At 71.2% G+C, this 14008-nt stretch carries 14 protein-coding genes and 2 pseudogenes; 9 read left to right on the top strand and 7 right to left on the bottom strand.

The features are described from left to right. Positions 1–73: 73 nt before the first annotated feature. Together AB0M56_RS39810 and AB0M56_RS39805 are read left to right on the top strand one after the other, a co-directional pair. Positions 74–412 (top strand): annotated as a pseudogene (locus tag AB0M56_RS39810) (MmgE/PrpD family protein); the annotation flags it as partial. 380 nt (positions 413–792) lie between these two features. Continuing rightward, on the top strand, positions 793–2001 hold the full coding sequence (locus AB0M56_RS39805) for a hypothetical protein (protein ID WP_364185986.1): 1209 nt from the start codon (positions 793–795) through the stop codon (positions 1999–2001). Positions 2002–2005: 4 nt separating this feature from the next. On the opposite strand, the gene AB0M56_RS39800 is transcribed toward AB0M56_RS39805, so the two are convergent. The 4 genes from AB0M56_RS39800 to AB0M56_RS39785 form a co-directional block, all read right to left on the bottom strand. Then, entirely contained in the window at positions 2006–2731 is a 726-nt protein-coding gene (locus AB0M56_RS39800; protein WP_220239446.1) for an alpha/beta fold hydrolase, read from the bottom strand. A 102-nt stretch (positions 2732–2833) separates the two neighbouring features. Next, complete coding sequence (locus tag AB0M56_RS39795; RefSeq protein ID WP_364185985.1) at positions 2834–3394, bottom strand: helix-turn-helix domain-containing protein; 561 nt, start codon at positions 3392–3394, stop codon at positions 2834–2836. Between the two features lie 2 nt (positions 3395–3396). Further along, positions 3397–3738, bottom strand: a complete 342-nt coding sequence (locus AB0M56_RS39790) for a hypothetical protein (protein WP_364185983.1) — start codon at positions 3736–3738, stop codon at positions 3397–3399. Between the two features lie 102 nt (positions 3739–3840). Then, the gene (locus AB0M56_RS39785) at positions 3841–4632 is read right to left on the bottom strand and encodes a serine protease (RefSeq protein WP_364185982.1); all 792 of its coding nucleotides are present in this window, start codon (positions 4630–4632) and stop codon (positions 3841–3843) included. A 137-nt stretch (positions 4633–4769) separates the two neighbouring features. On the opposite strand from AB0M56_RS39785, the pseudogene AB0M56_RS39780 reads away from it, so the two are divergent. Next, a pseudogene (locus tag AB0M56_RS39780) lies at positions 4770–5375 on the top strand (extracellular solute-binding protein); the annotation flags it as partial. Between the two features lie 54 nt (positions 5376–5429). Further along, positions 5430–6014, top strand: a complete 585-nt coding sequence (locus AB0M56_RS39775; RefSeq protein WP_364185981.1) for a hypothetical protein — start codon at positions 5430–5432, stop codon at positions 6012–6014. Between the two features lie 37 nt (positions 6015–6051). On the opposite strand, the gene AB0M56_RS39770 is transcribed toward AB0M56_RS39775, so the two are convergent. After that, positions 6052–6834, bottom strand: coding sequence for a methyltransferase domain-containing protein (locus AB0M56_RS39770; protein ID WP_364185979.1), 783 nt, complete (start codon positions 6832–6834; stop codon positions 6052–6054). Positions 6835–6843: 9 nt separating this feature from the next. Continuing rightward, positions 6844–7464 carry a hypothetical protein gene (locus AB0M56_RS39765; protein ID WP_364185977.1) on the bottom strand — a complete coding sequence of 207 codons (621 nt, stop codon included), beginning with the start codon at positions 7462–7464 and terminating at the stop codon, positions 6844–6846. A gap of 138 nt (positions 7465–7602) precedes the next feature. On the opposite strand from AB0M56_RS39765, the gene AB0M56_RS39760 reads away from it, so the two are divergent. From AB0M56_RS39760 to AB0M56_RS39740, 5 genes are read left to right on the top strand one after another with little or no spacing between them, the layout of a single operon-like run. Continuing rightward, the gene (locus tag AB0M56_RS39760) at positions 7603–8322 is read left to right on the top strand and encodes an SDR family oxidoreductase (RefSeq protein WP_364185975.1); all 720 of its coding nucleotides are present in this window, start codon (positions 7603–7605) and stop codon (positions 8320–8322) included. A gap of 19 nt (positions 8323–8341) precedes the next feature. Next, positions 8342–9643 carry an MFS transporter gene (locus tag AB0M56_RS39755; protein ID WP_364185973.1) on the top strand — a complete coding sequence of 434 codons (1302 nt, stop codon included), beginning with the start codon at positions 8342–8344 and terminating at the stop codon, positions 9641–9643. A gap of 8 nt (positions 9644–9651) precedes the next feature. After that, the gene (locus AB0M56_RS39750; RefSeq protein ID WP_364185972.1) at positions 9652–10800 is read left to right on the top strand and encodes a C45 family peptidase; all 1149 of its coding nucleotides are present in this window, start codon (positions 9652–9654) and stop codon (positions 10798–10800) included. Continuing rightward, complete coding sequence (locus AB0M56_RS39745; RefSeq protein ID WP_364185971.1) at positions 10797–11630, top strand: polysaccharide deacetylase; 834 nt, start codon at positions 10797–10799, stop codon at positions 11628–11630. Before AB0M56_RS39750 ends, AB0M56_RS39745 begins: the two co-directional genes overlap by 4 nt. Before the next feature lie 3 nt (positions 11631–11633). Next, entirely contained in the window at positions 11634–12335 is a 702-nt protein-coding gene (locus tag AB0M56_RS39740; protein WP_364185970.1) for an SDR family oxidoreductase, read from the top strand. Here the strand turns inward: AB0M56_RS39740 and AB0M56_RS39735 are convergent. Then, entirely contained in the window at positions 12328–13977 is a 1650-nt protein-coding gene (locus AB0M56_RS39735) for an ABC transporter substrate-binding protein (protein WP_364185968.1), read from the bottom strand. The two genes, AB0M56_RS39740 and AB0M56_RS39735, sit on opposite strands and share 8 nt — an antisense overlap. Between the last annotated feature and the right edge of the window lie 31 nt (positions 13978–14008).

Below are 14008 nucleotides of genomic sequence, written 5' to 3'. Positions count from 1 at the left end.
ATGAACCTCCGGATGATGTCGAGCCACGCCTCCCGCTCCCAGACCTGCTCCCACAGGTAGGACCGGCTACGCGGTCGCCCGCGCGGTGGCCGACGGCCTCGGCCCGGACCACGCCGCTGCGGGCTGGTGCCTCGAAACCACGGCGGGCACGGTCGCCGCGGCCGCAGCGGCGGCCCGCGTCCTCGACCTGCGCGGCCCGGCCCTGCGCCACGCCATCGGAATTGCGGCGACCCAGGCCTCCGGGCTGTCCGCGGTGAAGGGCACACCGCTCGGCGCGGCGCAGCTCGGGCACGCCGCCGCCACGGGCGTGGAGGCGGCTTTGCTGGCGCGCAACGGGGTAACGGCGGCTGAGGATCCGTTGTCGGGCCGGCGGGGTTTGTACGCGTTGATGGGGCCGAGGGGTGAGTCTTGAGCTGTGCGGCGCGAATCGGTGCGGGGTGTCGGGCTTGCTGCGGATACGGGCGTGGAAGTGGCTCTGCTGTGAACAAACGGCTTCACCACCGGTGAAAACCGGTTGTCGGGATCGCGGCGCGGCAGGCAGCCGGAGCGCGCCACGGCCACCACGGTGGTGGCGGCTGCGCCGACGCGCGACAGTGTCACAGCCGCCGAATACGCGTCCGCGGTGTCGGCGCGCTGAGGCAGCCGGCAGATGAGTACTGAGTGGACAGTCGGCGACCGGCGGGTGTACCCCTGACTCGCTGTGAACCCAAGCGCGGCATTAGGGGTATTGCGGAACCCCGCCACCCAGGCCTAGCGTGGCCGCGAACGTAGCTTCGAGTCCTGGGGGGTCTCATGTCGGTGCGTCGTCGTGTTCTGGTTGCTTCGCGGGCGGTTGTCGCCGCCGCGGTGCTCGTCGGGGGAGCGGTGGTGGCGTCGCCGCAGGCGTTCGCGGCGACGGCGCCCACGAATCTGCCCACGAGTCAGTACACCCTGAGCGCGGATTACCACCAGTTCGACACCGTGAACACCGCGCTGGTCTCGACCTTGGGCACCGCCGCCGTGCACACGGTGATGGACAACGCGAACCACGACCGCACGGCGCTTCCGTCGTCGGTGTCGGTCGCCGGGCTGTCCGACGGGTTCCGCTTCGACAGCGCGGACAACTCCGACTGCGCCAACTACCCGCAGGGCATCACCACCAGCCGCGACGCCGTCGGCACCGCGAACAGCGGCAACTACGACGGCCACCAGCTCGTGCTCGTGAGCTGGTACACCAAGGACGGCTGCGACGGCGATCAGGCGCGCAGCCGCATCACGCTCGTCGACTGGGACGCGACGTACCCGAACAAGTACCGCAAGATCCTCCTCGTCGAGCCGACCGGCACCGCGGCCGCGCCGGACTTCAAGGACATCCCGATCCACGCCGGCGGGGTGTCCTGGTACGGCGACTATCTCTACGTCGCCGACACCGGGCACGGCATGCGCGTGTTCGACCTGCGCAAGATCCTCAAGACCGACACCGGCGGCACGGCCGGGCAGATCGGCCACCAGACCGGCAGTGTGTACTACGCCCACAACTACGCCTACGTGCTGCCGCAGGTCGGCACGATCACCTCGAAGACCACTTCGGGCACCAACCTCGCGTGGTCGTCGATCTCGCTCGACCGCGTGAGCAAGTCGATCGTGATGGCGGAGTACACCTGCCAGTCCGGGTGCACCGCGTACCCGAACCGCGCCCCGCGCGCGATCCGGTTCCCGTTCGCCGCGGGCGCGACGACGTTCGCCGCCACGACCACGGCGAGCGAGGCCCTGCAGCTGCCCTGGTACAACCTCAACGGCGTCGCCTCGCACAACAGCCGCTGGTGGTTCAACTCCTCGGGCCAGAAGAAGCTCTACTACTGGACCCCGGCGACCGGCCCGGCGACGCACACGTGGATCTCCAGCGGCGAAAGCCTGTCGTACTGGGAAGACGCGACGAACGCGGATCTACTGTGGACGTTGCAGGAAGGCGCGGGCAACCGCAACGTGTTCGCGGTGACTCAGGCGACGTACGGCGCCTGACCTGTCAGTCGCGGGCGGCTTCCTCGATCGCGGTGGCGAGCCGGTCCGGTGCGGTGAACATGACCTCGTGGCTGCCGCGCAGCTGCACGAGGCGGTACAGCCCGAGCCGGCCCGACATCCGCGGGTGCCAGCCCCATTCGCCCGGCGGCAGTGCGGTGTCCTCGGTGGCGTTGATGTAGCTCTTGGGAATGTCGCTTGCGTAGAAGCGCGTGAGGTCGAGCTTGTCCAGGAACGGCTGGTACGGCTCGGTGGACAGCTCCTTGTGCGTCGACGCGGCCAGCTCGGCGTCGGCGTCCTGGATGAACGCCTCGCGCCACAGGGGGAACGGCATGGCGACCGAGTTGTCGTCGCTCGCGGCGGCGGTCTGGGCGAACATCTCGCGGTAGTGGGGCGGGAGCTCGTCGTTGAGGCTGTTGCCCGGCGCCGGGACGAAGGCGTTCCAGAAGATCAGCCGCTTGAGCCGCTCGGGGATCTCCTCGGCGACGCGGGCGATCACGGTGCCGCCGAAGCTGTGGCCGAGCAGGACCACGTCGTGCAGGTCGGCGGCGGTGATGGCGTCGACGATCGACTGCGTGCAATCGTTGTGGTCGACGTTCTTGGGCACGCCGTTGCCGTGGCCCGCGACCGTCGGAGTATGCACTTCGTGGCCGCGGTCGCGCAGGTGCTTCGCGACGGGTTCCCAGAGCGGACCGTCGTGCCAGGATCCGTGGACGAGGACGAGAGTGGCCATGGCGTCTTCCCTTCGCAGGCGGTGGTGGGCTGGCGGGGAAGGTAATCCGGGCGCCTGGCCGCGGCTGTCCGGAATCCGCGGTTCGGCCGGAACGCGCGGCGCTCAGGCCCGGCGCAGATCGTCGGACGGGGTGGTGCCGAAAGTCCGGCGGTAGTCGGCGGCGAAGCGCCCGAGGTTGCCGAAGCCCCAGCGCGTCGCGACTTCGGTCACGGACTTTCCGGCGCCGGCCAGGAGACCGGCGTGCACGCGTTCGAGGCGGACCTGCCGCAGCCGGGCCGTCGGGGACGTGCCGAGCTGTTCGCGGAAGTGGTCCTGCAGGGTGCGTGGGGCGACGTCGACCGCGGCGGCGATGTCGAGCAGGCCGACGGCGGCGCCGGCGTGGGCGTCGATGTACTCGCAGGCCCGGCGGACCACCTCGGCCGCGTTGCTGTGCCGGCGGGTGGGGGCGGAGCCGCCGAACGAGTCGAGCGCCGCGACGGCGACGAGCTGCGCCACCGACGTGCCGAACGGTGCTTTCAGCAGACCGTGGGGGAGCACCTCGCGGACGACGAACCGGGTGACCGCGTCCCACGGAGCGGGGTCGAGCGCAGGGCCGGTGCGGATGTCGGCGGCCCGGCCGGACACGGCCGCCGCGCGGGCGAGCAGCTTGCCGGGGAGCTTCACGGTCAGGAGCGGCAGCCGGGGCCGAACGTGAGGGCGTGCGCGGACCGCGCGTCGAGAGCGACGGTCTGCCCGGCGGCGACGCGGGTGTCGTCGCCGACGGTGAGCTCGCCGGCGAGCGGACGGGAGAAGAGCACGAAGTCACCGAACGGCACGGGATCGACCTGCACGCGATCGCCGCCGTAGGACAGGGAGAAGACGCCGAGCTCGTCGCCGGACGCTTCGGCGTGGCGGGCGTGGAACGCCGGGCCGCACGGGGTGAGGTCGTGGGGGCAGTAAGAGCCGGCCACCTGGGCGCGGGCCAGGTCGACGTCGCGGGTGTCCAGCCGGACGGTCATGCCCTCCATCACGCCTCCTCCGCCCGGCCGCCGCGTCGGTGGGGCCGGTCGGGTGGTGGCACACGCTACCCCGCGGGCGGGCTCGTTCGCAGCCCGCCGGCGGGGCGGTGGTCAGCCGATGTGGGAGCTGATGACCTGGTAGTCGTTGCCCACGTTGGTGTACACGCCGGGGAACCCTTCGCGCGCGCAGCCCTGGCCCCAGGACACGATGCCGGCCAGCTTGCCGTCGACGTAGGCCGGGCCGCCCGAGTCGCCCTGACACGAGTCCTTGCCGCCTTCCGGCACGCCCGCGCAGAACATCGACGCCTTGTCGAAGTTGTCGCCGATCTTCTCGTAGGCCGCAGCGCACGTGGCGTTGTCGGCCACCGGCACGTTGACCTTCAGCAGCCCGTCCGAGACGTCGCCGTTCTCCGACGTGGTGCCCCAGCCGACCACCGTGACGTCCGCACCGGTCTGGTAGGCCGGGTCGTCAGCCGACTGCACCAGCGTGGCGGGCTTGAAGGAGAGATCCTTGTCCAGCGTCAGCACGGAGTTGTCGTGCTGCATGCCCTGCATGGTGAAGTCGGGGTTCTGCCAGACGTCCGTGACGCCGGCCTTTTCGCCGGTGGTGTCGGAGAAGTCGGTCTGCCCGCCGATGATCTCCATCTGCGAGGGTTTCACGCCGTCGGTGCAGTGCGCGGCCGTCAGCACCTTGTTCGGTGCCACCAGGCTGCCCGCGCAGTGCTGCGCGCCGTCCACGTTGAAGATCACCGTGGCGGGGAACTCGTCGATCGTGGTGGGCGTCCCGCCCACGATCAGCGGCTCCTGCCCGGCGGACGCCGCGGGCGCCCCCGCCGCGGCCACCACGCCCGCCGCCACCACGCCGGCCAGCGCGGCCACCACGCGCCTCACGTCTGCCCTCATTCGCCTTCTCCCTTCGGGGACCTGCAGGATCTCGACCCTGAGAAGACCAGACGGCGCCGGGCGTGGGTTAGCTACGAAAGTCGTGACCTGAAAATTCGCACAGATGGTTGGTTTTTGTCTGACTCACGAAAACGCCGCCGAAGTCGTGGAAAGACCTGTGGGACCCGAAGTATCGCGGCAAGGTCGCGATCTCGAATGTCAGCGGCACCGCCGGCTACCACTTCCTCGCCATGGCCGCGCGGCTCAACGGTGGCAGCGAGACCGCGATCGACCCCGGTTTCGCCGCGATCGCGTCCCTGAAACCGAGTCTCGCGGCCATCTACAGCACTCCGGACGAGATGAGCAAGCTCCTCACGAGCGGCGAGGCCGACATCGGCGTCTGGTACGCCGACCGCACGAGTGCCCTGAAATCCAGCGGCGCGCCCGTTGCCTTCGTCCGGCCTCAGGAGGGCGCCACCGCTATCCTGTCCGCGATGTGCCTGCCCGCGGCCACCAGCCGTGCGAAGGACGCTCACGCATACCTGGATTTCCAGATCTCCTCGGCCGTCAACGGCAAGTTCGTGCAGGCGATCGCGGAAGGCCCCACCAACAGCAAGGTCACGCTGCCCCAGCCGTTCCTCAGCGCGAACTACGTGCCTTACGGACAGCAGGAGATCTCGGCGCTGATCCAGCTCGACAGCGAAGCGATCTCCCAGAACCTCTCCGCCTGGATCACGCGGTGGCAGCAGGAGATCGCGAGCTGAGCCGCGCCCGGAACCGGCTTGTCCTGCCCGGCACGGGCCCCGTAATTTGGGAAAATGGGGCGGATTCCGGCGGTGGCACAGGCGGGGGTCGTCGGCAGCCTTCAGGGGTGGCTGCTGGTGGCGGGCAGCGCCGCCACCGTGCTCGGGTTCGTGGTGAGCACGGTGTGCTACCGGGCGGCCTGCCGGTGGGGTTCCCGTGGCTTCGAATCGAGCAGCCTGTTCGTGGGCTTCGCCGGGGTGGCGGGCATGGTCGCGGCCCTGTGGGGCGCGCTCGAGATCGTCTCCGAGGCGCCGGACGGGCCGTCCGCCGCGACGGGGGCGTTCCTCCTGCTGCTCGCCGCGGCGCTGGTGGCCGGCGTGGTACTGGCGGGGATGATCGCGCTGGAGCGCACCGCGCGGGTTCCGGCGGAGCTGCTCTCGATCGTGCCGCTGAACCCGGTGCCGGTGGTGCCGATCGCCCTCACCGTCGTCGCGGCGACGGGGCTGGCCGTGCTCGCGGCACTGGGCGCGTTCGGCGTCCTGCACCTGAGCGTCGTCATGGCCGTGGCGTGGGTGTACGTCGGCGTCGGGCTCCTGGCGGTCGCCGGACTCGTTGTCTTCGCTCTGGTTTGGATCGTGGCCCTGATCTTCGGCGCGTGAGCACCCGGCTCGCGGCCGCCCGCGGGAACCGCGCCGGTCACTGCGCTTCGGCGGTGAAGAGGTACCGGTTGAGGCAGTAGAAGTACTCGCCTCGATCGGCGCGCTCTCGCAGGTCGGCGAGCCACGCCTCGGCGTCGGCGTCGGTGACGCCGCCGCGGCCGGGCACGAACTCGGCGATGATGTGCATCTGCGTCGCGCTGAACGAATCGGGCGTCAGCTCCGGGTTCAGGATCGGGTGCACGTGGTGCCCGGTCACGCGGAAGCCCGCGCGCCGCAGCAGCGCCGGCAGGATGCGTGGCAGCCGGGGGTGCGCGAGGTGCTCGTCCCAGGCGTCGAGAATCCGGCGGTGGCGGGCGCGGTCGGCGGTGTGCCAGACGAGCGCGTCGGCGTCGGTGTCGAGGATCAGCACGCGCCCACCGGGGCGAAGCACTCGGCGCAGCTCCGCCAACGCGCCGGGCACGTCGGGCACGTACTCGTAGACCTGCGTGGACACAGCCGCGTCGAACGCATCGTCCGGGTAGGGCAGCGCGGTCGCTTCGCCCTCGTCGAGGCGCACCCAGGGCAGCTCACACGTGCGCGCGGTGGCGAGCTCGTTCATCGCGTCACTCGGGTCCAGCCCGTGCGCGGCGCCTGACGCGCCCACGGCCCGTGCGATGGACTCCAGCAGGTACCCCGGCCCCGACCCGACGTCCAGCACCCGGTCGCCCGGCCGCGGCGCCAGCCGCGCCAGCACCGTGTCCCGCTGCGCCACGACGTCGGGGCTCGCGTAAAGCCGCTCGGTGAGCTTCGCGCCTTCGTCGTCGAACCGCAGCATCGCCATGGCCCGACCCTACGACGAGAGCAGGTCCAGCGAGAAGCCGAACACGAAGATGATCAAGCCGATCCACTTCAGGCGCGATTCGAGGCCTTCGCGGGTCTTGAGCTGGCCCAGCGTCGTCACCACGAAGGCCTCGACCAGTAGCAGGCCCAGCACGTACCCGCCGCCACCCACCACGAAGCCGCCGATCGTGGGGGCGATGAGCGCGACGAACAGCACCAGGATGGGCAACGGCATCAGGTCGTCGGTGGGCGCCTGCCCGAAGCGCTCGACCGTGAAGAGCAGCAAGGCAAGCACCGCCGTGCCGAGGAACCAGGCGACGCGCAGCCCCTTTTCGTGGGCGTCGGGGCGGGGCTGCTCCACCGGCGGCGGCTCGGGCGCCGGCCGGCGCAGCACGGTCCGCACCCACCGCGGTATCCAGCGGCCGAGCCGCCGGCGTCGGCGGCGCAAGGAAGCGTGGAAGACCTCCATCCGCTGCCGTCCCAGCAGGTCGATGACCACCGTCAGCCCGCCGACGAACTCCAGCGTCTTCCCGATCCGCCCCCACCACAGCACGGCGATACCGAACATGCGCAGCTGCGCCGTGTCGTGACCGGCGAACCATTCGCGCCACGCGTGCAGCAGATCCCACATCCCAGCCCCCCAATGGTCGCTGCGATCTTCGCAGCCGAGTCAACTCCCGCGGCGCCGCACATCGGTCGAACGACCGATGCCGAGCCGGGCCCGCCCGCCTACCTTCCCCGGCACCGTCGTCGATCGGGAGGAGAGGCAGTGGACACGCTGGCGGTGGTGACCGGTGCGGCCGGAGGGCTCGGGGCCGGCTTCGCGGACCGCTTGGCCCGCATGGGGGCGACCGTCGTCCGCGCTGACCTGCGGTTCGACGGCGCCGACAAGGACCGGGTGCACCTCGACGTGACCGACCCGGTGTCGTGGGAGCGGCTGCGCGACCACGTGCACGAGCACTTCGGGACGGTCGGCGTGCTGGTGAACAACGCGGGCGTCAGCGCGCGCGACGACTTGCTCTCCACCTCCGACGACGACTTCGCCCGCGTGCTGGCCGTGAACGCGTTCGGCCCGTGGCGCGGCATCAAGACCTTCGCCGACGACCTCGCCGCCACCCGGGGCGCGGTCGTGAACGTGGGCTCCATCTACGGCGTCACCACGCCGCCCGGGGGCGAGGGGACCGTGCCGTCGTCCGTGGCCTACCAGATGAGCAAGGCGGCGGTGCACCAGCTGACCAAGATCGCCGCCGTGGAGCTCGCGCCGCGGGGGATCCGCGTGAACGCGGTGCTGCCCGGGGTGTTCCGCACGGCGCTGCTCGAACACCTGCCGCCCGACGCGTTGCGCGCCCGCGTCGACGGTGCCCCGATGGCGCGTGCGGGTGAGATCGGCGAGCTCGCCGACGTGCTCGCCTTCCTCGCCGGCCCGGAGTCCTCGTTCGTCACGGGCGCGCTGGTGCCCGTCGACGGCGGGTACCTGGCGGCGTCCTGACCCTTCCCGAGGAGGAACCATGACCGTGCACCCCGCGCACGCCGCCACCGAGGCGGACGCCCCGAGACTCCAGCTGAGGGCCGTCGTCTCGAGCAGCATCGGCAATCTTCTGGAGCAGTACGACAACCTCGTCTACGCGTACTCGGCCGTCTACCTGTCCGCGCAGTTCTTCGCCGGCGACTCGTTCTCGTCGCTGCTCTCGACGTTCGCTGTGTTCGCGGTCGGCTTCCTGGCCCGCCCGGTGGGCACGGTGGTGTTCGGCCACATCGGCGACAAGGTCGGCCGCCGGCCCGCGCTGATCCTGAGCGTGATCCTCATGGGCGCCGCGACCGTGCTGGTCGGCCTGCTGCCCGGCTACGCGACGATCGGCCTCGCCGCCCCGATCCTGCTGGTGGTCCTGCGGCTGTTCCAGGGCTTCGCGGTGGCGGGCGAGTGGGCGGGGTCGGCGACGATGCTCGTCGAGTACGCCCCGCCGAAGGCCCGCGGCCGCTACGGCAGCCTCAACCAGGTCAGCACCGCCGCCGGGTTCCTCGTGGCCGCCGGGGTCGTCGCGCTCAACTCGCTGTTCTGGACCGAGCAGAGCATGAAGGACTTCGGCTGGCGCATCCCGTTCCTGGTCGGCGCGCTGACGGCCGTCGTGGCGCTCGTGCTGCGCTTCGGCCTCGAAGACACGCCGCTCTACCGCGCGGAGAAGGCCGCGGGGGAGGTGAGCGCGAGCCCGCTGCGGCTGGCCTTGCGCACGCAGAAGTCCGCCATGGCGCTGGGGTTCTTCTTCACCGTGAGCTGGACCGTCGCCTACTTCTTCTTCCTCACCTACCTGCCGACGCACCTGAAAACGCAGGTGAAGCTCGACTCCGGCACTGTCGAGGCGTCGAACCTCGTCGCACTCGTGGTGCTGACCGTCGCCATTTACTTCTTCGGTGTGCTGTCCGACCGGATCGGGCGCAAACCGTTGCTGCTCATCGGGTCGGGCGGGTTCATCGTGCTGACGTTCCCGGTGATGTGGCTGTTCCAGACCGGCAGCACGGCCGGCGCCTACCTCGGCCAGATCCTCATCGCGCTCGTCCTCGCCGCGTTCTCCGGGCCCGGGCCCGCGGCGCTGGCCGAGCTGTTCCCCACCAACGTCCGCTACTCGGCGCTGGGCATCGGCTACAACTTCTCCGTCATGGCCTTCGGCGGCACCGCCGGCTTCATCGCCACGGCGCTGATCGACGCCACGGGGGACGCCCTCGTGGTGGCCGCGCTGCCGACCGCCGCGGCGATCATCACCTTCGTGGCCGTCTGCCGGATGCCCGAGACCTACCGGACCGAGCTGAAATGAGCACCGCCATGACCACCCCGCGCCTGATCGTCGTGCAGGGCAGCTACCGCCAGATGGGCGAGCAGCTCGGCGCGCAGACCGCCGAGCTCATCGAACGCAGCCTCGCCACCTACCTCGGCCGCTTCCACGACGACGCCGGCCTGTCGGACGCCGACATCGACCGCTGGGGCCGGATCTATCTCGACGTCGCCGAGTCCTACGTCCCCGAGATCGCCGCGATGCTCCACGGCATGGCCGACGGTTCCGGCCACCCGGCGCACCGCCTCGCTGCCCTCAACGCGCGCACCGAAATGCTCTACGGCACCGGCTACCGCGACGAAGGCTGTACGTCGGTGTCCGTGCTCCCGCGCTACACCGCCGACGGCCACACGCTGCTCGCGCAGAACTGGGACTGGCACCCGGAGCAGGCCGAGGTCACGTTCCTGCTGGCCACGCGCGACGAGTCCGGGTTCTCGGTGCTGTCGCTGACCGAGGCTGGCATGTTCGCCAAGAGCGGGCTCAACTCGGCGGGCCTGGGCGTGTGCGCGAACCTGCTGATCTCCGACCTCGACCACGGCGGGCGTGGCGTGCCGTACCACTACCTGCTGCGCGGGGTGCTGCAGTCGCCGACGATGTCCGTGGCGCACAAACGGTTGCTGCCCGTCGAGCGCATTTCCTCGGGCAACGTGCTGCTCGCCGACGCGGACGGCGAGTCCATCGATTTCGAGCTCGCGCCCGGCGTCTTCGGCACCCTCCTGCCTGAGCAAGGGTTGATCACGCACTCCAACCACTTCCAGGCGAGCCTTCCGTTGCAGGACAAGAAAGCCGCCACGAGCGCGTTGACGCAGCTGCGCCCGGCCCGGGCCCGCCACCTGCTGGAGCCCGCGCTGGACGAGCGGCGCGTGCGGGTGGCCGACGTCGTGGCGACGCTGCGCGACGAGTGGTCGTTCCCGGACGGCATCTGCCGCCACCCCGACCCGGACGTGCCCGCGTCCGAGAAGTTCTGCACGGTGTACTCGCTGGTCATGGACCTGACCGATCGCGTGCTGTGGATCGCGCCCGGCCCGCCGAGCCGGCACGCCTACACCCGCTGGGACCTCGACCGGCTCTTCGACGGGAACCCTGCCGATCTCCCTGTCCGCACCGAGTTCGAGCCCGAGGAGGCCGTCGTCGCATGAGCCCGACCGTCTGCTTGACGTTCGACTTCGATGCCATCTCCCTGTGGATCGCGCGCGGTCAGGTGACGCCCGGGCCGGTGTCGCGCGGGGAGTTCGGCGCGTACGCGATCGGCCGCATCCTGGATCTGCTGCACCGCCACTCGGTGCCGTCGACGTTCTTCATTCCCGGGCATACTCTGGAGACGTATCCGGCGCAGTGCTCGGCGATCGCCGAGGCGGGGCACGAGATCGCGTTGCACGGCTACGCGCACGAACCGGTGTCCACTTTGGATCGTGCGGCCGAGCTGGCCGTGAACCGGCGCTCGGCGGCGTTGATCGAGAAGCTCACGGGCGCGCCGCCCGCCGGGCACCGGACGCCGAGCTGGGACTTCACCGACAACACGATCGAGATCCTCGGTGAGCTCGGCGTGGAGTACGACTCTTCCTTGATGGGCACGGATTTCGAACCGTACTTCGCGCGCTCGGGGGACGTCTGCGACCCCGGCGGTCCCTATCGGTTCGGGGCCGCTTCGTCCCTCGTCGAGCTGCCCGTGTCGTGGACGCTCGACGACTACCCGCACCTGGAGTACCTGCGCCTGCCGCAGGGTGTGATGCCGGGGCTGCAGGACGCCGACGCGATGTTCGAGCGGTTCCTGCGAGACGTGCGCTACATGACGGAGACTGTGCCCGGTGGCGTGACCACGGTGACGCTGCACCCGCAGGTCGTCGGGCGTGGTGCGCGGATGGCGGCGCTGGAGCGGTTCGTCGTCGGCTGCCGGGAGTTCGGCGTGGGGTTCGAGCGCTGCGTGGACGTCGCACGGCGGTTCCGGCCGGTCCTCGAAGGACGGTGACCCGTGCCGAAATCGGTGCTACTGCTGGGTTCTCGCGGTGGGCTCGGCCGGGCCATCGGCTCGCGGCTGACCACGGACGGGTGGACGGTCGTCGGCGCGGACCTGCCTGAGCTGGATCTCGCGCGACGGGGTGTCGCTTCGGCGGTGGCTCGGCTGCAGGAGTCGCACGGCGGGTTCGACGCGCTCGTGCACGCGGCGGGGCTGTATCCGGCCGCGCCCGTGTCGAACGGCGACGAGGAGCTGTTCGACCGGGTACTGACGGTGAACGCGCGCTCGGCGTTCGCGGCGGGTGCCCAGTTCGTGCGGGGCTGCGTGGCCGCGGGCCGGCCCGGGGCGATGGTGTTCGTCAGCAGTGGCGCGGCGACGCGGGCGCGGCCGGGCACCGCCGTGTACGCCGCGTCGAAGGCCGCTTTGGACGCGCTGGTGCGGGCTTTCGCGCTGGAACACGGGCGCGACGGCATCCGCTGCAACGCCGTCGCGCCCGGGTTCATCGACGTCGGCTCGCGGGTGAATCCCGTGCCGCGCTCCTACGTCGAGGGCGTCGAGGCGGCCAGTGTGAGCGGGCGGCTGGGCCGTCCCGGCGAGATCGCGGCGGCCGTCGCGTGGCTGCTGGGCGAGGACGCGTCGTGGGTCAACGGGCGTTCGGTGCCCGTGGACGGCGGGGACGGCATCGGGTCGGTGACCGCTCCTTCGTGGCTCAGCTGAGCAGCGCCGGGGCGAGGCGGCGGTGGGTGCCGCCTTCGATGCGGTAGACGAGGTGGGGGTGGCCGCGGGTCGGGTCGCCGGTGTCGTCGGGGTAGCTGAGGCCGCGCTGGCCGCGGCCGAGGAACTGGTGCGCGCCGGTGACGCCGAACGACGCCACCGACCGCAGCTGCCGCCGCACCGCGGCGAAGTCCCACGGCCGGCTGACCTGGCTCCACACCTGGGCCAGCACGTTGACCATGTCGAAGTGCACCGCCGCGGCGCCCAGGCCGGGTTCGCCGCCGTAGGCCGCGCGGTAGCGCTGTTCGAAAGCGTGGCAGGCGGGGCTGTCGACGTTGCCGATGACCGTCGACCACAGCAGCCCGTCGGACAGCGAGCGGAACCGGTCTGTGAAGCCGGGGGAGGCGGGCGACCAGGCGACGTGGACCAGCGTGCGGTCCCGCAGGGGTTCGGCGGCGGTGAGGAACGCACGCAGCGTCGGCTCCGGGAAGCTCGACAACGAGACGGCGTCGGCTTTCGCGTGTGCCAGCTGTCGCACGACCGCGCTGAAATCGCGGGTGTGGTCGGGCACCGGCTCGGCGAACACCAGCTCCCAGCCTGCCGCGGCCGCGTGGCGCTCGACCTGCTCCGGGATCGACACGTCGAACGTGCTTTCACGCGGCAGCACGGCCAGCCGGCGGCGCCGCCCGTGGCCGAGGTGGGGGAGCGTGCGCAGAAGCCCTGGCACGTATGCGGATTCGGTGGAACAGACCTGGAACACGGCGCCGAGGCCGCGCGGATCGGCGTGCACGTCGTCGGACAACGCGGGCCCGGTCATGCTGTGCAACACGGGAGCCCCGGCCGCGGCGGCCGTCGCGATGGCTTTGCGCGCGTAGCTCAGCGGAAAGTTGCCGAACACGACGGCGTCCACGCCGCGCGCCGTCAGCTCCTCGACGGCGTCCAGCAGGCCTTCCGGCGTCGCCCCGAGCGCGACGTGCTCCACCTGCCGCCCCGCGATGCCGCCCCGCGCGTTCAATTCGGTGACGGCCAGCTTGTCGCCGCGGCGCATCGCCACGACCTCGGGTCCGGCGCCCGCCGCGTAGACCGCGCCGATGAGCGCGGGGCGGGGTTTGGTGGTGCGTGGTCTTGCCGGGAGGCTTGTTCGCAGGAGGGACAGCAGCGTCGCCGGCAGCACCAGCTCCACCGCGGGCAACGGTGCCGCGTACGCGTCGTGCTCGGCCAGCAGCGTCGCCACGGTGACGCGGGAGTTCGTGCCGGTCTTGGTGAAGATGTGCTCGAGGTGCGTCGCCACGGTCCGCCGTGCGCACTGGAGCGCCTTGGCGATCTCCTGGTTCGCCAGCCCACCGGCGACGCCCGTGGCCACCTGCAGTTCGCGCACGGTCAGCCCGAACGGCGCGGTGGTATCGACCACGTCCAGCCGCGCCAGCCGCTCGTCGCCGTCGGTGACGTCCACGGTCACCCGGCGCACCACGTTGTCCGCGACGTCGAGGTACTGGACCACCTGCCCGCGCAACGAGCGCACGGCCCGCTCGGCCACGGTGACCAGGTCGCGCCGCCTCCGGAAGAACGCCTGGTCACTGCCCGTTCCGGTCCCGGCCTCCGGCTGCAGCCACCGCCGCGCCGTGATTTCATGCTCCCGTGTCACCACCAGCCGTCTCCCTTCACCGGGCAGAGGA

The organism is Amycolatopsis sp. NPDC051372, from assembly GCF_040682095.1.
Classification (GTDB): domain Bacteria; phylum Actinomycetota; class Actinomycetes; order Mycobacteriales; family Pseudonocardiaceae; genus Amycolatopsis.
Note: the sequence above shows the minus strand (reverse complement) of the source record. Positions and strands in the feature narration are given on the sequence as shown.

Coding starts and splice junctions, on each gene's coding strand:
- AB0M56_RS39755 (WP_364185973.1), top strand. CDS start 8,342: ATGACCGTGCACCCCGCGCACGCCGCCACCGAGGCGGACGCCCCGAGA.
- AB0M56_RS39770 (WP_364185979.1), bottom strand. CDS start 6,834: ATGGCGATGCTGCGGTTCGACGACGAAGGCGCGAAGCTCACCGAGCGG.
- AB0M56_RS39805 (WP_364185986.1), top strand. CDS start 793: ATGTCGGTGCGTCGTCGTGTTCTGGTTGCTTCGCGGGCGGTTGTCGCC.
- AB0M56_RS39745 (WP_364185971.1), top strand. CDS start 10,797: ATGAGCCCGACCGTCTGCTTGACGTTCGACTTCGATGCCATCTCCCTG.
- AB0M56_RS39775 (WP_364185981.1), top strand. CDS start 5,430: ATGGGGCGGATTCCGGCGGTGGCACAGGCGGGGGTCGTCGGCAGCCTT.
- AB0M56_RS39785 (WP_364185982.1), bottom strand. CDS start 4,632: ATGAGGGCAGACGTGAGGCGCGTGGTGGCCGCGCTGGCCGGCGTGGTG.
- AB0M56_RS39800 (WP_220239446.1), bottom strand. CDS start 2,731: ATGGCCACTCTCGTCCTCGTCCACGGATCCTGGCACGACGGTCCGCTC.
- AB0M56_RS39750 (WP_364185972.1), top strand. CDS start 9,652: ATGACCACCCCGCGCCTGATCGTCGTGCAGGGCAGCTACCGCCAGATG.
- AB0M56_RS39765 (WP_364185977.1), bottom strand. CDS start 7,464: ATGTGGGATCTGCTGCACGCGTGGCGCGAATGGTTCGCCGGTCACGAC.
- AB0M56_RS39790 (WP_364185983.1), bottom strand. CDS start 3,738: ATGGAGGGCATGACCGTCCGGCTGGACACCCGCGACGTCGACCTGGCC.